The 17,762-nt window shown below is 68.8% G+C and carries 11 protein-coding genes and 1 pseudogene; 8 read left to right on the top strand and 4 right to left on the bottom strand.

Annotation, left to right across the window (positions count from 1 at the left end):
* The first annotated feature begins 24 nt into the window (after positions 1-24).
* The 4 genes from NF557_RS14570 to rsmI all read left to right on the top strand — a co-directional run bounded on the left by NF557_RS14570 (position 25) and on the right by rsmI (position 4,591).
* Positions 25-720 (top strand): succinate dehydrogenase cytochrome b subunit, encoded by a 696-nt coding sequence (locus NF557_RS14570; RefSeq protein ID WP_252620288.1) that lies wholly within the window; start codon positions 25-27, stop codon positions 718-720.
* A 31-nt stretch (positions 721-751) separates the two neighbouring features.
* On the top strand, positions 752-2,734 hold the full coding sequence (locus NF557_RS14565; protein WP_252620286.1) for a fumarate reductase/succinate dehydrogenase flavoprotein subunit: 1,983 nt from the start codon (positions 752-754) through the stop codon (positions 2,732-2,734).
* Between the two features lie 241 nt (positions 2,735-2,975).
* Positions 2,976-3,719 carry a succinate dehydrogenase/fumarate reductase iron-sulfur subunit gene (locus NF557_RS14560; protein ID WP_252620284.1) on the top strand — a complete coding sequence of 248 codons (744 nt, stop codon included), beginning with the start codon at positions 2,976-2,978 and terminating at the stop codon, positions 3,717-3,719.
* A gap of 23 nt (positions 3,720-3,742) precedes the next feature.
* The gene (rsmI, locus tag NF557_RS14555; protein ID WP_252620283.1) at positions 3,743-4,591 is read left to right on the top strand and encodes a 16S rRNA (cytidine(1402)-2'-O)-methyltransferase; all 849 of its coding nucleotides are present in this window, start codon (positions 3,743-3,745) and stop codon (positions 4,589-4,591) included.
* A gap of 80 nt (positions 4,592-4,671) precedes the next feature.
* Here rsmI and NF557_RS14550 read toward each other — a convergent pair whose 3' ends face one another.
* Together NF557_RS14550 and NF557_RS14545 are read right to left on the bottom strand one after the other, a co-directional pair.
* Positions 4,672-4,860 carry a hypothetical protein gene (locus NF557_RS14550; protein WP_252620281.1) on the bottom strand — a complete coding sequence of 63 codons (189 nt, stop codon included), beginning with the start codon at positions 4,858-4,860 and terminating at the stop codon, positions 4,672-4,674.
* 75 nt (positions 4,861-4,935) lie between these two features.
* A complete protein-coding gene (locus NF557_RS14545; RefSeq protein ID WP_252620280.1) occupies positions 4,936-5,220 on the bottom strand; it encodes a hypothetical protein in 285 nt (94 codons plus the stop codon).
* Between the two features lie 134 nt (positions 5,221-5,354).
* Here NF557_RS14545 and NF557_RS14540 point away from each other — a divergent pair.
* A pseudogene (locus NF557_RS14540) lies at positions 5,355-6,575 on the top strand (AfsR/SARP family transcriptional regulator); the annotation flags it as partial.
* Between the two features lie 32 nt (positions 6,576-6,607).
* Positions 6,608-10,330, top strand: coding sequence for an nSTAND1 domain-containing NTPase (locus NF557_RS17740; RefSeq protein ID WP_342454490.1), 3,723 nt, complete (start codon positions 6,608-6,610; stop codon positions 10,328-10,330).
* A 24-nt stretch (positions 10,331-10,354) separates the two neighbouring features.
* On the opposite strand, the gene NF557_RS14535 is transcribed toward NF557_RS17740, so the two are convergent.
* A complete protein-coding gene (locus NF557_RS14535) occupies positions 10,355-10,963 on the bottom strand; it encodes a DUF4126 domain-containing protein (protein ID WP_252620276.1) in 609 nt (202 codons plus the stop codon).
* A gap of 264 nt (positions 10,964-11,227) precedes the next feature.
* Positions 11,228-14,863 (bottom strand): S8 family serine peptidase, encoded by a 3,636-nt coding sequence (locus NF557_RS17625; RefSeq protein ID WP_280923963.1) that lies wholly within the window; start codon positions 14,861-14,863, stop codon positions 11,228-11,230.
* A 200-nt stretch (positions 14,864-15,063) separates the two neighbouring features.
* On the opposite strand from NF557_RS17625, the gene metG reads away from it, so the two are divergent.
* Both metG and NF557_RS14515 read left to right on the top strand, forming a co-directional pair.
* Positions 15,064-16,872: a methionine--tRNA ligase gene (gene metG, locus NF557_RS14520; RefSeq protein WP_252620275.1), complete on the top strand. Its 1,809-nt coding sequence runs from the start codon at positions 15,064-15,066 to the stop codon at positions 16,870-16,872.
* A gap of 38 nt (positions 16,873-16,910) precedes the next feature.
* On the top strand, positions 16,911-17,753 hold the full coding sequence (locus NF557_RS14515) for a TatD family hydrolase (RefSeq protein WP_252620273.1): 843 nt from the start codon (positions 16,911-16,913) through the stop codon (positions 17,751-17,753).
* The last annotated feature ends 9 nt before the right edge of the window (positions 17,754-17,762 follow it).

Below are 17,762 nucleotides of genomic sequence, written 5' to 3'. Positions count from 1 at the left end.
ACGTGGGTAGTACAGTCCTGTGCCGTGGCCACCTCAACGATTTCCGCAGGCACGCGGCCCAGGACCTCGAGCATCGTGCTCAAGACGGTGATGGCTGTCACCGGGCTGATCTTCCTTGGGTTCATCCTCGCGCACATGTATGGCAACCTGATGATCTTCGGGGGCGAGGAGCAGTTCAACGAGTATGCCCACCACCTGCGCACCTTCGGCTCCCCGATGCTGCCCGAGGGCGGGTTCCTCTGGGTGATGCGCGTGACGCTGCTGGTCAGCCTCGTGCTGCACGTCGCCTCGGCCGTCACCCTCTGGCGCCGCGCCGGCTCTGCCCGCACCAAGGGCTACTACCAGCGCAAGGGTCAGTGGGCCCGCTTCGTGAAGAACTCGATGCGCTGGGGTGGGGTCGCGATCTTCATCTTCGTGATCTTCCACCTGCTGCACTTCACGACGCACACCATCAACATCGGCGGCTCCTATGACAACCCGGCTGACCGGCTGGTCGCCAGCTTCGAGCAGTGGTGGGCCGTCCTCATCTACTTGTTCGCCGTGGTGGCCCTGGGCATGCACCTGCTGCACGGGGTGTGGTCCGCGGGGATGACGCTGGGCCTGAACACCAGCCTGGAGGCTGCCGAGCGGCTGCGACTGGCCGCCATCCTCGTGGCGTCCGTCGTCGTGGTCGGCTTTGCGGCGCCCCCAGTGGCCATCCTCCTCGGACTTATCCCATGATCGCTCGGCGCACCCGGACGGAGCAGACACGATGAACGCACCCCTGATCGAGGGGCTCTACCGCGAGGGTGAGCCCATCGCCGACAGCGCGGCCCCTGACGTGCCGATCGACAGGATGTGGACCCAGCGGCAGTTCGACGCCAAGCTGGTCAACCCCGCCAACCGGCGCAAGCTCGACGTGATCATCGTGGGCACCGGCCTGGCCGGGGCCTCGGCGGGGGCGACCCTGGGGGAGGCCGGCTACAACGTCAAGTCGTTCTGCTATCAGGACAGCCCACGACGGGCGCACTCGATCGCCGCGCAGGGTGGCATCAACGCCGCCAAGAACTACAAGGGCGACGGTGACTCGATCTACCGGCTCTTCTATGACACGACCAAGGGTGGCGACTACCGCTCCCGCGAGAGCAACACCTACCGACTGGCCGAGGTCAGCGCGGACATCATCGACCAGTGCGTGGCCCAGGGCGTGCCGTTCGCGCGGGAGTACGGCGGCCTGCTGGACAACCGATCCTTCGGCGGTGTGCAGGTCTCGCGCACCTTCTATGCGCGCGGCCAGACGGGTCAGCAGCTGCTGATCGGTGCCTACCAGGCGCTGGAGCGCCAGATCGGTGCCGGCACGGTCAAGATGTACTCCCGCCACGAGATGCTGGAACTTATTGTCATCGACGACGGTGCTGGTCCTCGGGCCCGCGGCATCATCGCCCGCGACATGGTCACCGGCGAGATCGAGACCCACCTGGCCGACGCCGTCGTGCTGGCGTCCGGGGGCTACGGCAACGTCTACTTCCTGTCGACCAACGCGATGGGCTGCAACGTCACCGCCTCCTGGCGGGCGCACCGCAAGGGCGCCTACTTCGCCAACCCCTGCTACACGCAGATCCACCCGACCTGCATCCCGGTCAGCGGGGACCACCAGTCCAAGCTGACCCTGATGAGCGAGTCGTTGCGCAACGACGGGCGCATCTGGGTGCCCAAGCGCATCGAGGACTGCGAGAAGGACCCGCGCGAGATCCCCACCGAGGACCGCGACTACTACCTCGAGCGGCTCTATCCGGCCTTCGGCAACCTGGTGCCCCGCGACATCGCCTCCCGGCAGGCCAAGAACATGTGTGACGAGGGCCGCGGGGTCGGCCCCAAGGTCGGCGACTTCCGTCGTGGCGTCTACCTGGACTTCCGCGACGCGATCGAGCGGCTGGGCGAGGACGCGGTGCGGAACAAATACGGCAACCTCTTCGACATGTACAAGCAGATCACCGGCGAGGACCCCTACCAGGTGCCGATGCGGATCTATCCGGCCGTGCACTACACGATGGGCGGGCTCTGGGTCGACTACGACCTGCAGTCCAGCATCCCCGGCCTGTTCGTGACGGGCGAGGCGAACTTCTCCGACCACGGCGCCAACCGCCTGGGGGCCTCGGCGCTCATGCAGGGGCTCGCCGACGGCTACTTCGTGCTCCCCAACACCATCCGCAACTACCTGGCCGACGGCCCCTACGAGCCGATCGACCCCACGCACCCTGCCGTGATCGAGGCGCAGGACTCGGTCGAGAGCCGGATCCAGATGCTGCTCGGCATCAGCGGTGAGCGCTCGGTCGACTCCTTCCACAAAGAGCTCGGGCACATCATGTGGGAGTACTGCGGCATGGAGCGCACCGAGGAGGGCCTGCGCAAGGCGATCGACCTGATCCGATCGCTGCGGGAGGAGTTCTGGCGCAACGTGCGCGTCCTCGGCTCGGCCGACACGCTCAACCAGTCGTTGGAGAAGGCGGGGCGGGTCGCCGACTTCCTCGAGCTCGGTGAGCTTATGTGCATCGACGCGCTGCACCGGCGTGAGTCCTGTGGCGGACACTTCCGCGCCGAGAGCCAGACCGAGGACGGCGAGGCGCTGCGCAACGACGACGAGTTCCTTTATGTCGGCGGATGGGAGTGGGGCGGCGAGGGCGAGAGCCCGGTCCTGCACAAGGAAACACTGAGCTATAAGTTCATCGAGCTGAAGCAACGGAGTTACAAGTGACCAGCCCAGCACGTCCGACGTTCGTTCCTCACTCCGATACTTTGCGGGGGCCCCGATGAAGATCACCCCACAAAGTTCTACGTTCGTTCCTCACTCCGATACTTCGCGGGGGCCCCGATGAAGATCACCCCACAAAGTTCTACGTTCGTTCCTCACTCCGATACTTCGCGGGGGCCCCGATGAAGATCACCCCACAAAGTTCTACGTTCGTTCCTCACTCCGATACTTCGCGGGGGCCCCGATGAACCTCACTCTGAAGATCTGGCGGCAGAGCGGCCCGAGCGACAAGGGCGGCATGGCCACGTATCCCATCGAGGGCGTGTCCGACGACATGTCCTTCCTGGAGATGCTGGACGTCCTCAACGAGGGCCTCATCGCTGAGGGCGAGGAGCCGGTCGCCTTCGACAGCGACTGTCGCGAGGGCATCTGCGGCACGTGTGGCGTGATGATCAATGGTGAGGCCCACGGGCCGGAGCGGACCACCACGTGCCAGCTGCACATGCGCTCGTTCCGCGACGGTGACGAGATCGTGATCGAGCCCTGGCGCGCCGACGCGTTCCCTGTCATCAAGGACCTGGTCGTTGACCGCGGTGCGTTCGACCGGATCATCCAGTCGGGCGGCTACATCTCGGCCAACACCGGCTCGGCCCCCGACGCGCACGCCACCCCCGTCCCCAAGGACCAGGCCGACCGCGCCTTCATGGCCGCCGAGTGCATCAGCTGCGGTGCTTGTGTCGCCGCCTGCCCCAACGGCTCGGCGAGCCTTTTCATGGGTGCCAAGATCACCCACCTCGGCGAGTTCCCACAGGGACAGCCCGAGCGGGACGCGCGCGTGCAGTCGATGAGCGCGCAGCACGACGCGGAGGGCTTCGGCGGGTGCACCAACCTCGGGGAGTGCACGCGTGCCTGTCCCAAGGGCATCCCGCTCAACGTCATCTCGCAGATGAACGGCGACCTGCTGCGCTCCCTGCGGCACGGCCGCTGATCGAGGAGCACGGAGGGTCGCCAGTGCCGCGCGAGCGTGCGGCCCTGGTCCTGGCCGCCACACCCATCGGCGACTCCCGCGACGCCTCACCGCGCCTGCTCGAGGAGCTGGTGGGCGCCGACGTCGTCGCGGCCGAGGACACCCGGCGGCTGCGTCGGCTCACCGACCGGCTGGGCGTGAGCGTCGGGGGCGAGGTGCTCAGCTATCACGAGCACAACGAGGCCGCCCGCACCCCCGACCTTGTCGCGCGCATCGCCGGAGGTCAGCGACTGCTGCTGGTGACCGACGCGGGCATGCCGTCGGTGTCCGATCCTGGCTATCGCCTCGTCAGTGCGTGTGTGGCCGCTGACCTGCCGGTCACGTGTGTGCCAGGTCCGTCGGCGGTGCTGATGGCGCTGGCGGTCTCGGGTCTGCCGGTCGACCGGTTCTGCTTCGAAGGGTTCCTGCCGCGCAGGACGGGCGAGCGGGAGCGGGCGCTGGCGCAGCTGGCCAGCGAACCGCGCACGATGGTCTTCTTCGAGGCCCCCCACCGGCTGGCAGCGACCCTGACGTCCATGGCGACCGTGCTGGGTGAGGACCGGCCGGCGGCCGTCTGCCGCGAGCTCACCAAGACCTACGAGGAGGTCCGCCGCGGTGGGCTGGCGGAGCTGGCGGAGTGGGCGGCCGACGGGGTCCGGGGGGAGGTCACGGTGGTCGTCTCCGGGCTCGACCCGGCTGCTGGCCCTGCCGTCGAGGCCGCAGACGTGCTGCCGGAGATCCTGCGCCGGGCTGCTGCAGGAGAGCGGCTCAAGGACGTATGCCGCGAGGTCGCCAGCCGGACCGGCCTGTCTGTGAAGGCGCTCTACGACGCTGCGGTAGCCGCACGCAGCTGATCTCGCGGCCTGGTGCCACGCGGGCCGGGGACGTCTGCAGTGTCCCCGGCCCGGCGTGCGGCGTGTTGTTGTGGGTAGCCTCAGTGAGTTGTTGCGTGCGCCAGGTGCAGGTGCACCAGCGCATCGTGAACCCACGAGGGTGTGTGCGCCCGAGCCGTCGGTGCGACGGGTCGTGCGCGGTCGGCGGCGTCCTGCCGCAGGCTCAGCTGCAGATTGTGCTCGCGCTCGCGAGCGATGCTCTGCGCCGCCAGGTAGTCCAGTTGGGACATGGGTACAACTCCTTGTTCTCGAACTGCCGATAAATGTGCGTGCGTGGTGCGTGGGCTCCGGGGTGCGCATCGGGGTCACTCGAACCTGCTGACCTTGTCGGGGTCCCGAGACGAGCGGCGCGGCGCCTGGGTCTGGTCGCTGCACGAGAAGTTCTGTCCCGCGTCCACCGAGTTGCCCCGGCTGTAGGGCGGCTGGGCAGCGACGACGGCGGGCCCACGGGGTGCGTAGTTGCCGTAGCCCAGTGAGTTCGCGCGTGCGGCGTCGGCCGTGTCACTCTCCGCGTCCTCCTGCCCGCAGGCGCCGAGGGCGACGCTGCCGACGAGGAGGGCGATCACGGCGGTGCTGGTGCTGAGTTTCATGCCTTGTCCTCTCGTGGTGTGGCCCCCGGTTGGAGGTCTGATCGGTCCACCGTGGGACAGGCCGGTATCGCATCGGTGCTCAGCCGGTATCAGCCGGGTATCAGCCTGTGGTTGGGGTCTTGCGGTGGGGGTTCATGGGGGAGGACTATCCGTTTATGGCCGCCATCACCGTGCTGGGGCCTGTGACCGTCGATGACGCAGGCCCGGCCCTCTCGCCGCGGGACCGCAAGGTGCTCGCAGTCCTGGTCGCACGCCGGCACCAGGAAGTCTCGTCGGAGACGTTGGCGCAGGCGTTGTGGGGTGAGGAGCTGCCCGCGAGCTGGGCCAAGGTGGTCCAGGGGTGTGTTGCCCGGTTGCGGCGCCGGCTGGGACCGGAGGCGATCCTCACGGGGCGCAGTGGCTACCGGCTGGTGGTGCCGGCGGAGGACGTGGATGCCGGACGGTTCGAGAGACTGGTCTCCCGGGCCCGCGAGCTCGCGGCGCTCGGGCACAGCGACCAGGCCGCGTATGCCGCCGATGAGGCGTTGGCGCTCTGGCACGGAAGCGCCCTGGCGGATCTCGAGGACTGGGAGCCCGGCCGCGGAGAGGCGATCCGCCTGGAGGAGCTGCGGCTCCTGGCGGAAGAGCTGCGGATGACGGCACTGCTGGCCTCGGGTCGCCACCGTGAGGTGCTCGCGGAAGCTGCGCTGCGGGTGCGCGACCAGCCGCTGCGGGAGCACCGGTGGGCGCTGCTGGCCAGGGCCCAGTATCAGGACGGCAGGCAGGCCGAGGCGCTTGGCACGCTGCGACGGGCCAGGGAGGTCCTTGCCGAGGAGCTGGGCCTGGACCCGGGCAGGGAGCTGGTGGAGCTCGAGCAGGCGGTCCTGCAGCAGGAACCTGGTCTGACCGTGCCTGAGGCACCGCCATCCTCGGCGACATGCCCCTGGCCCGGTCTGGCGGCTTACGACGTCGATGACGCAGATGTCTTCTTCGGCCGTGGCGATGAGGTCGATGACTGCCTGCAACGTCTCGCGCGCAACGGTTTCCTCACCGTGGTCGGGCCGTCCGGGTCAGGCAAGTCCTCCTTGGTGCGAGCAGGTCTGGCCGCCCACCTCCGGGCCGAGGGCCGCAGTGTTGCCGTGATCGTGCCGGCGCTGCGCCCTGTGGACGAGCTCGCGGCCGTGGTGCGCAGCCGCGCGACCCCGGTCCTCGTCGTCGACCAGTTCGAGGAGCTGTTCACGGCCGGGGTCGCCGAGGAGACCCGGGCCGAGTTCATCGCCACGATCGTCGAGCAGGTCAGACTGCGCCCCGTGGTCGTCACCCTGCGGGCGGACCGCCTCGGTGAGGTGGCGGCCTACCCGGACGTCGCGCGCGCCTTGTCGAGGACGGGCTCTATCTGCTCAAGGCCATGGGTCGCGAGGGGCTGTGCGCCGCGATCGAACAGCCAGCTCGACGGGCGGGCCTGCTGCTCGAGCAGGGTCTTGTCGACCTGCTCGTCCGTGACGTCGAGGGCGAGCCCGGGTCGCTGCCGATGCTGGCCCACGCGTTGCGGGAAACCTGGGAGCGACGGCAGGGCACGACACTGACCGTCGACGGCTATCGATCCTCCGGAGGGATCCGAGGGGCGGTGGCACAGTCGGCGGAGAAGGTCTATGAGGACGCCTCCGAGCCCCAGCGGCTCACCATGCGGGAGATGCTGCTGCGGATGGTGCAGGCGGACCCGGGCGGGGACCCGGTCCGCACGAGCGTCTCACGCGATGCGCTCACGGCCGACGCACAGCACGAGGAGCTGCTCGAGCGGCTGGTCCGCGCCCGGCTGGTCACCATGGAGCGGGACAGGGTGGGGATCGCCCACGAAGCGCTCGCCAAGGCGTGGCCTCGCCTGCAGTCGTGGCTGGCCGACGACATCGAGGGTGAGCGGATCCGGCACCACCTCGCGGCGACCGCCGAGGCGTGGGACGTCATGGGCAGGCCAGACAGTGAGCTCTACCGCGGCGCCCGTCTGGCCGCGACCCGCGAGTGGTGGGACCGCGGCGCTCACCGGCTCAGCCGCGTGGAGCAGGGCTTCCTCGATGTGAGCGAGGCCGCGCACAACAGCACCCTGGCACGGCTCGAGGACGAGGCGAGGCAGCAACGGCGGACCAACCGCAGACTCCGACTACTCGTCGCGGGGGCGGCAGTCCTCGCGCTCCTCGCGGCTGGTTTCGGCGGGGTCGCGCGCGTGCAATGGCAGCAGAGTCAGGAGGCGGGTGCGGCCCTCGCCGCCGAGGCCGACCGCACTCGCGCCCAGGAGCTGTCGGCCTCGGCCCTGGCCCAGCTCACCACGGATCCCGCCCTGGCCAAGACCCTGGCGGTGGTCGCGGCGCAGACCGCTCAGTCGAGTCTGCAGACCACCGGTGCCCTGCACCAGACCTATGCTGCCGACCCGGTTGTCTCCCGGATCAGCATGGACCACAAGACCAACCGCCTGCAGGCCGTTCTGCACCCGGACGGGACGCGGGTCGCCATGTCTGCGGAGAGCGTCTACGAGCCCTCCCGGGCCCTCGAGGTGCACGATGCGCAGACCGGCGAGCTCGTGTGGGAATGGGTGCGGCCCGACGAGCCGGGGTTTGAGTCGGCAGTGCTTGCGGGCGCGGTCTACTCAGCCGATGGATCTGTCCTCGCCAGCGGCGTCGCGTGGGACCCGACGGGATCGACGCGGCTGGGGCCAGCGCTCGAGGCGTCGTCACCGCGCGGGGGAGCGCTGGGCATCCACCTGTGGGACGGCTCGACCCACGAGCCCCTCGGCGTGATCGACGTCGGTCCGTGTGGTGGCTGGCCGTTGGAGATCTCGGAGGATGTCGTCCTGGTGCGCACGCTGGTGCCATCCACCGACCCCGCCTGGGCGACGGATCAAGATCACCCAGTGGTCACCGGGTGCCGCTGGTTCGAGGGAGGCGTGGGCAACTATCTCGTGGACCGAGAAAGCGGCAAGATGACGCTGGTCGGGGTGACCAACCTCGGCCTGACCTGGAACCTCGGGTTCGCGCTGAGCGAGGACGGATCTGTGGCGGCGGTCGTGGACCAGCCCACAGATGACCACTCGCTGGGCGATCGACCGGAGGTCGAGACCACGAGGATTCTTGACGCGACTAGCGGCGCCGAGCTAGCGCGCCTTAAGAGCACCTTCCCCTTCGACCTCGATCCCACGGGCGAGCGGATCCTCGTCAAGGACTCCGAGCCCTACCCCACGAACGAGCAGGTCACGACGACCTGGAAGGTCCTTTCGGTGCCGGACGGTCGCACGTTGGTCGAGTTCGGCGGGCACGGCGCCACTTCCTATGGGGCCTTTGGTCCCGGCGGGGACACCGTCCTCACGACAGGGCGGGACAACGTCCTGACCGTGTGGGACGCGCACACCGGTCAGGAGCTCCGCCGAGTGGCGGCGACGGGGAGTGGCCGGCCCTCCGGGGCCGGTGACCGGTGGGCTCTGGTCACCCGCATGGATGCCGGCGGAGCGGTGGTGGTCGACACCAAGCCGCGCGGTGAGGGGTGGGCGGTGGACTCGTGCGGAGGCGGTGCCGCGATGGACCAGTTGCGGGTCGCCGGTGACCGCGTCGTTGTCGGCCGCGACTGCTCCCGTGGTCAGGGACAGCTGGACATCTTCGACATCGGTGGGGGTGGTCACCTCACGGTGCCGGCCGTCAGCTCGAGCTACGCGCTCGACGTCTCGCCGGACGGCACCTTGTTGGTCTCGCAGGCCGACACGGCACCGCCCGGCGGCGGCCCACCGGTCCTTGGCCCCTTGCAGGTGCGCGATGTCGCCACGGGCAAGGTGAGGCTCACCCTGGAGCAGATCTGTGAGCACACCAGGTGGCAGGCCAACTCCACCGGCTGCGGCTACCTTCCGGAGCTTCCGTTTGCGTTCGACGCCACGCGGGTGCGCTGGTCCCCGGACGGCCGATGGATCGCTGGCGCCGAGGGTTACAGCGTCGCGGTGTGGGACGCGAGGACGGGGAAGCTGGAGAGCATTCTGTTCGGGGAGGGCTCCGACTCGGTGGAGCAGTGGGGACCGGTCTGGGACCTGATCTTCGCACCCGACTCCCGTCACCTCTACCTCACCACCAGCATCGGCAACCGGTCTGGCACCTCGAACATCGTCACGGTCGACACCAGCACCTGGGCGCCAGTCCTGGGTCAGAGCCTTGGCGAGGACAACTCGTGGAGCGGGCTGACCGGCTTTGCCGCGGACGGCTCACTCGTGGCGGTCACCCCGTGGCGCAACAACCTCACAGACACGGACGTCCTGCTCATTGACCCCGAGACGCTGACGATCACCACAGTCTGGCCCAGGCTTGTCGATGGTCTCGTGTCGTCCGCTGCTGTCTCTCCGGACGGCACCCGGATAGCGATGGCGACGCAGGAGGGGTTCGTCGGAGTCTGGGACCTTCGGACCGGCGCGTTCGTCGACCGCGCGACTCCGGGTCTCGGTCGTCTCCACGGGGTGCAGTGGCGGGATGACCAGGACCTGGTCATCATGAGCGCGAGCGGTGCCGTGACGGAGTTCACCACAGACCCCGATCGTCTCCTCGCCCTGGTGCGCGACTCATTGACCCGTGGGATCTCGGAGAACGAGTGCCGGGACTACTCGATCACACCGTGCCCTGGCCTCGCTGACCTCCGCGGTGGCCCGGCGACGGTCCCTCCGGAGCTGCGTGGTGTGTATGCCGTGAGCTGGACCGCCGAGGACCTGGAGTCAGCGGTCGTGGCATATTACGAGGCGGCCTACGGGGCGGAGCTAGATCCGGCGTCCGTGGAGCTGATCAGGGGCTTCGCCGTCGAGAGGTCGGGCGACTACCGGGTTGAGCTCAGCGAGAACGCCTACGTGATCCATCGGGACGGAGCGGTCTGGTGCCGCGGTCAGGTGACCACGTCCGACCAGCGACCGGATCGGCTGCTGCTGGGTGTCGACAGCGGCCCGGGCTGTGCGACCGACTTCCACTACGCCGAGATCGGCTGGGAGCTTGCGGGCGCTGCGCTGTCCCTGCCACACGAGGAGTTCCGAGGCGACTCCTTCGACGCCGTGATGTGGAGTGCCAAGCCCGTGGAACGCCTGGCAGAAGCTCCGAACTCTGGAGCAGGACCGCCGTAGCGCTGTGGGGGCAGATCGCTCCGCTCAGCCGTAGTAGGCGCTCACGGCGCTCTCTCGCTCTCGTCGTCGGCGTCGTCCGCTGCGCCACAGAGCGAAGCCCCCCCAGAGCAGGAGGAGCAGCACGAAGATCACGATGATGGGGAAGAAGATTGCCACGAAGCTCAGGCCGACCGAGGCGGTGTCCTCGGCGGTGGAGACCAGGGGAGCCCCGATGCCCATCGTGCTGGCGTTGACGACAGGACGGGTCACCGCCTTGCCGGTGTGCACGATACCGGCGGTGATGATGCCGAGGACGACGCCGACCCACGGGTTGTCCTGCATGAACGAGGAGCCCTGCTCCAGGTCCTCCGCCGCCTGGGTGGCGGCAAAGATCAGACCGCCCGTGGCGGGGCGGACGAAGGTGCCCACCGCATCGTTGATGTGGTCGACCACCGGGATCTTGTCGAAGACGACCTCACCCAGCAGCAGCACCGCCGCGGCGCCGATCGCCCAGCCGGACTCGATCCAGGCAAACTGCGTCGGCAGGTTGATGAAGTCCGTGAAACGGGCGATCACCGCCACGATCAGGAACGGGATGTAGGCGTTGAGGCCGGCGGCAGCGGACAGTCCCGTGCCGGTGAGTGCAGCGAGCATGGAGAGCCTCGCCCCCTTCGTCGGTCAGCAGGCCCCGAGCTGGGGCACCGTCTTGTCAGTCAACCACGGCTGACAGTCAACCACGGCGCTGCTCTGATGTGTTCCCGTTTGCCCAGGTTCCGCGCCTGCACCGTGACCTGCGTCACGTGGTCCCGGATGGCGGAAAGCCCAGGTAGCGGAAGGCCCAGACAGCGGCAGGCCCGCAGGGGAGATGGTGCTCCCTGCGGGCCCGCCGTGCTGCGTTGTGCTGGCTGGTGGCCTACCTCACGGGTAGGTCAGCGCCATCAGCTGGTCCTCGACCGCCTGCGAGACGGAGGAGTGACCACCCAGGATCTGGATCTCGCCAGCGCCGAGCCGCTTGAGCTCGGTCACCACCGATGCCGGGATCGAGTTGGGCTTCACCAGCAGCACGGGGCTGTGCACGTGGCCGGCCAGGGCAGCGCCGGTCAGCGCGTCGGGGAAGTTCTCCCCGGTGGCCACGAACACCGTGTCGAGACCAGCGGAGAAGTCCGAGGAGACCTCGACAGCGGTGTCATAACGGTTGGCCCCGGCCCTGCGCTCCACGTCTCCGTAGGTCGCCAGCTGGGTCTGGACCGTGCCGGACACCGAGTTCGGGCCGCCGAGGATGACGACCGTGTCCGGGTTGAGCCGGTCCAGCTCGGCGCGGGTGGCTGCCGGCAGCGAGCCCGTGCGGGTGAGCAGGACCGGAGCGTCCACCGTGCCGGCGCGTGCCGCACCGGTCAGCGCGTCCGGGAAGTCATACCCGTTCGCGATGAAGACGGTGTCGACGCCCGGAGCCAGATCGGCAGAGATCGCCGCTGCGGTCTCGAACCGGTTGATGCCGGCCATCCGGGAGACGGTCCCGTCGGTGTAGTCCCGCAGCAGGGACTCGACAGCACCGGTGACCGTGGTGTCCCCACCGAAGATCACGATGCTGCCCGGCTGGAGCCGGTCCAGCTCGAACTGCGTCGCGGCCGGGATCGAGGAGGACTTCACCAGCAGGACCGGTGCGCCCTCGCTCCCTGCTCGGGCGGCGCCAGCCAGCGCGTCCGGGAAGGTGTCGCCCGTGGCGATGTAGACCGTGTCGACACCGGCGTCGTAGTTCTGCGCCGAGATCTTCGCCGCCGTGGAGTAGCGGTCGTAGCCGTCGTAACGGGTGACCTCCGGGGCGGTGGGAGCGGTCTGTGCGTCATCGATGGTGAACGGCTCGGAGAGGTAGGTCTCCGTGGCCGCTGCGCCGGTGTCGTTGAAGGCCTGGGCCTTGGTGATGGTCATCTCCAGCAGGTACTTGCCGTCAGCGACCGTCTCGCCCTCGAACGTGCCGTCCCACGCGAACGCCAGGAAGTCACCCGGTGCCTCGCTCCGACGGAGGTAGTCCTCCGTGTAGACGACACCGACCTCGGCGCCCTGGGAACCGTCCGCGGTGGCCTGGTAGGCGGTCAGCTCGACCTGTCGTGCCTGGTGCCCGAACTCGGCCAGGATCACGGGGTCGTCCTCGCCCACCAGGGTGTAGACGGGCTCGTCGCCGGTCCCGGTCTCCGGGAACACGTCGTAGCTGCCTCCACCGAGATGCACGCCGAGGACCGGCATGGTGAACGCATACGGGCCGTCCATCAGGACCGGGCGGTCCTGGTAGTCACCGGCATAACCGGCATAGGGAACCCGCAGGATGTCACCAGCGGTCCCGCCGGTGGGCTCGAACTCGAGGTAGCCGCCATACTGCAGGCCGACCTGCATCGCGGGGTCCATCGCCGGGCCGGTAAACGTCACGTCGAAGACCTGCGTGGCGCCCGGTGCGACAGTCACCGTCGCCGGTGCAGCGACGCCCACAGCCGCGCCCCAGTAGCCGGGGGTGTAGTCGATCCCGTCGGTGGCGATGGTGGCGTCATTGTTGGCGAGGGCATAACTGATCTCAGCGTCGCTGGTGTTGGTGATCGCGATCGTGCGGGTCACCGGACCGGCGTCAGTCTCACCCAGCGAGAGCTTGCCGGGGGAGACGATGGCCGAGGAGAGGATGGCATCGTCGATGTCGACCATGCCGGCACCCTGACGGTGCACGGAGTCCAGGAGACCGATCCCTGGGTTGAGCGACCAGACGGCCGGGTCGGCGCTGTTCTGCAGCACCGTGCGGATCTGCTCGGTGCTGAGCTCGGGGCGGGCCTGCAGCAGCAGAGCAGCAGTGCCGGCCACGTGCGGGGACGACATCGAGGTGCCGCCCAGGGAGGCGTAGCCGCCCTGCTCCAGCGGGTAGGTGGACAAGATGTGGCCACCGGGTGCACCCAGGTCCGGCTTGAGCTCCAGCTCGGCGGTCATGCCGTAGGAGCTGAACGAGGAGATCAGCCCTGCGGTCGGCGTCGGGATGGTGGTCCGCTCGTCGGTCCAGGTCAGGGTCGTCTCACCGGCCGCGACGCGGTCGCTGATCATGACGCCGTCAGCCTGCTGGATGAAGATGACCGGGATGGTGATGGCCGGGTCCGCCGGCGTCGGGGGCTCGACCGTCGGGTTGATCAGGCCGGGGACGTTGTTGTAGATGATCACGGCCTCCGCGCCAGCCTCCTGGCCCTGCAACGCCTTGTTGTAGAACGAGGCGTCACAGTCGGGGTAGTCGGCATGGGCGCCGCGCTCGATCAGGACCGTGGTGCCGGTGAGGTCGGCGGTGACGGGCACGCAGGCCCGCGCCTCGGCGCTGCCGGGGGCACCGAGCGTGGAGAGCACCGTGGTGCCTTCCGTCGGCGTCGGGGCGGCACCGGTGGCGTTGACGTAGCCGACCGGGGTGTCGTCCGGGCTGATGGTGACCGAGTTGACGGTCATCTGGATGTTGTCGTAGGAGGCCACACCGATGGCCTTGTCGGACACGCCGGGGGCGCCGGCCGAGAAGGTGCCGCTGGCGCCCTCGTTGCCGATGGAGTTCACGACGACGATGCCGGCGTCGACCATCGAGTCGGACGCCTGTGCGCTGGGGTACTGCTTCCAGGACGACCAGCCGATCCCGAGGGACATGTTGACCACGTCCATGCCGTCCTCGTAGGCGAGCTCCATCGCCGAGAGCATGATGTCGGTGTTGGTCGAGCCGTTGCAGCCGAAGACGCGGTAGGCGCCGATCAGGGCGTCCGGGGCGACCCCGACGACGCCACCTGACGTCTCGTCGCCGTTGCCGGCTGCGATGCCGGCCACGTGGGTGCCGTGTCCCTGGCAGTCGTCCGGGTTGCCGTCACCGACCGGGTGGTCGGTCTCAGGGTTGGACGCGTCATAGGCATCGCCTACCAGGTCATATCCGAACCGGACCTGGGCTGTGCGCCAGTCCTGGTGGAGGCCGTCGGTGGGAGTGCCCGAACCGCCGAAGTCGGGGTGGTCGATGTCGACACCGGTGTCGATGATGCCGATCCGCATCCCGTCGCCGGTGTAGCCCATGTCGTGTGCCTCGTCGACGCCGGTCATGCCCTTGGCGAAGGCCATCTGGGGCTGCATGCCCGCGGCGGGGACGTCAGGGACCTCGAGCTGATAGACCGGGAACACCGCGACGACGTCGCGTGAGCCGGCGGCGCGCTCGACGTCGGCGCGTGAGCCGGAGACAGAGATGCCGCTCCAGACTGACTGATAGGTCTCCCGCACCTGCAGGTCGGCTCCGACCGACTCGGCGTGCGCCAGGAAGGTGTCTGCCTGGCTCTGGACCGCGGCGGTGGAGCCGCCCTTGATCGCGGGGTTGGCGCGGAGTTGGACGAAGTAGGCCGAGGGGGTCTGCTCGACCCCCTGCAGAGTGCCGTCCTGGAACTTGGACTGGCTCGCGGGGGCACCGGGCTGCTCAAGTGGTGTCAGTTCGGAGTCGGACCCGTCCGCGAAGGCTCCGCCGCTGCTGACTGTGGTGATGGCGAGCGCAAGCGCCGCCGCCCCAGTCGTCATGCGGCGAAGACCGCGCGAGGAAGCCCTGCTTCTCGCTCGTGTCATGTCTTCTCCCTGATTAGTCCCGGTGCGTATCACCGGCCTCCTCGACACTATGGAGTCGTCCCGACACTTGCCAGACCTCCGAGGGGGGCGTTATCGATTCGTGACCTGGGGTGGTCGTCCGACCGGCCCCCTGCGGCGAACTAGACTCGCCCACCATGAGCCATGTCCTGTCTGCCGTCGCCTGGCCCTATGCCAACGGACCCCGTCACATCGGCCACGTCGCCGGTTTCGGCGTCCCCTCCGACGTGTTCAGCAGGTTCATGCGGATGGCCGGTCACGACGTGCTCATGGTGTCGGGATCCGACGAGCACGGGACCCCGATCCTGGTCCAGGCCGACAAGGGCGGGATGAGCCCCCAGGAGTTCATCGACCTCAACCACGGCCTGATCGCCAAGGACCTCGTCGCGCTCGGCGTCTCCTACGACCTCTACACCCGCACCACCACGGCCAACCACCACCACGTGGTGCAGCAGATGTTCCTGGCCTGTCACGCCAACGGCTACATGGTCGAGCAGTCGCAGCAGGTTGCGATCAGCCCCTCGACAGGGCGCACGCTGCCGGACCGGTTCATCGAGGGCACCTGCCCGATCTGCGGGTATGCCGAGGCTCGGGGCGACCAGTGCGACAACTGCGGCAACCAGCTCGACCCGACGGACCTGGTGAACCCGCACTCCAAGATCAACGGCGAGACACCGGAGTTCAAGGACACCCAGCACTTCTTCCTCGACCTGCCGGCGCTCGCCGAGGCGCTGGGCGCCTGGCTCGACGGACGCGAGGCCAGTGGTCTGTGGCGTCCCAACGTCATCAAGTTCTCCCAGAACATCCTGGAGGAGATCCGGCCGCGGGCGATGACCCGCGACATCGACTGGGGCATCACCGTCCCGCTCGACGGCTGGGCGGACAACCCCTCCAAGAAGCTCTATGTCTGGTTCGACGCCGTCATCGGCTATCTCTCGGCGTCGGTCGAGTGGGCCCGACGCCAGGGGGAGCCCGAGCGCTGGCGCGACTGGTGGAACGATCCCAAGGCCCTGTCCTACTACTTCATGGGCAAGGACAACATCACCTTCCACTCCCAGATCTGGCCCGCCGAGATGCTCGCGCACAACGGCGAGGGCGCCCGCGGCGGGCAGGAAGGGCCCTTCGGGCACCTGAACCTGCCCACCGAGGTCGTGTCCAGCGAGTTCCTGACGATGGAGGGCAGGGCGTTCTCCACCTCGCGCAGCATCGTCATCCTGGTGCGCGACGTCCTGGATCGCTATCAGCCCGACGCCCTGCGCTACTTCCTCTCGGCCGCGGCACCGGAGACGGCAGACTCCGACTTCAGCTGGCCGGAGTTCGTCAAGCGCACCAACAACGAGCTCGTGGCCGGCTGGGGCAACCTGGTCAACCGCACCGCCTCGATGGTCGCCAAGAACTTCGGGGAGGTCCCGGCCGCCGGCGAGCTCGAGGAGATCGACCGTGCCCTCCTCCAGCAGGTCGCCGACGGGTTCGACGCGGTCGGCCGACTCATCGGAGCCCACCGGCAGAAGGCCGGGCTCGCCGAGGCGATGCGTCTGGTCGGCGAGGCCAACGCCTATGTCTCCGCCACTGAGCCGTTCAAGCTCAAGGGCGAGGACCAGCGCGAACGGCTGGCGACGGTGCTGCACGTCCTCGCCCAGGTCGTGGTCGACCTCAACACGATCCTGTCGCCCTATCTGCCGCACAGCTCCACCGCGGTGCACCAGGCACTCGGCGGCGAGGGCGTCTTCCAGCCGATGCCGGTCGTGGAGAAGGTCACTGACCTGGACGACCCGACGCGCCCGGACTATCCGGTCATCACCGGCGACTACTCCACCGCGCCCCGCTGGGAGCACCGGCCGATCCGCGTCGGCACCCCCGTGGCCAAGCCCACGCCCATCTTCACCAAGCTCGACCCGGGCACTGCTGGCGAGGAGCGGCGCCGCCTGGGGCTGCCCGAGGAATGAGCACCGACGAATGAGCGCCGAGACATGAGCACCGAGACATGAGCGACAGCTCGCGGGGGCAGGCGCCACCTGCGCCCACGCCGCTGCCGATCCCGGTGGTGGACAACCACTGCCATCTGGACATCGGCCGGGACGGTGAGCCGGTTCCGGTTGCCGAGCAGGTCGCGGCGGCCGCGCGGGTCGGCGTCAACCGACTGGTGCAGGTGGGGTGTGACCGGGAGAGCGCTCGCTGGACGGTCGGCATACTCGATGATCACCCTGCCCTCCTGGGTGGGGTGGCGATCCACCCCAACGAGGCGCCGAAGCATGCTGACGCGGGCGAGCTCGACGAGGCGCTGGCCGAGATCGAGGAGCTGGCCGCCCACCCGCGGGTGCGAGTCATCGGTGAGACCGGGCTGGACTACTTCCGCACCGGGCCGGACGGCGTCGCGGCACAGCACGAGTCCTTCCGGGCGCACATCGCGATCGCCAGGCGCACCGGACTGGCGCTGCAGATCCACGACCGCGACGCGCACGACGACGTGCTCCGCATCCTGGCTGAGGAGGAGACGCCAGAGCGGGTGGTACTGCACTGCTTCTCCGGTGACATGGAGATGGCCCGCGAGTGTGTGCGGCGCGGCTACTTCCTGTCGTTCGCCGGGACGGTCACCTTCAAGAACGCCAGGGACCTGCGCAACGCGCTCGCGGTGACCCCGCTGGAGCACCTGCTGGTCGAGACCGACGCGCCCTATCTGACGCCGAGCCCGCACCGCGGTCAGCTCAACGCGCCCTATCTGGTGCCGCACACGGTGCGCGCGATGGCCGAGACGCTCAACGTCGCCGTGCCCACGCTCTGCGAGGCGCTGTCCGCCAACTCCGAGGCGGTCTACGGCCCCTGGTAGGGGGCAATC

Origin of the sequence: Ornithinimicrobium cryptoxanthini (assembly GCF_023923205.1) — a bacterium.
Lineage (GTDB): Bacteria > Actinomycetota > Actinomycetes > Actinomycetales > Dermatophilaceae > Ornithinicoccus > Ornithinicoccus cryptoxanthini.
This window is presented reverse-complemented; position numbering and strand designations above follow the sequence as displayed.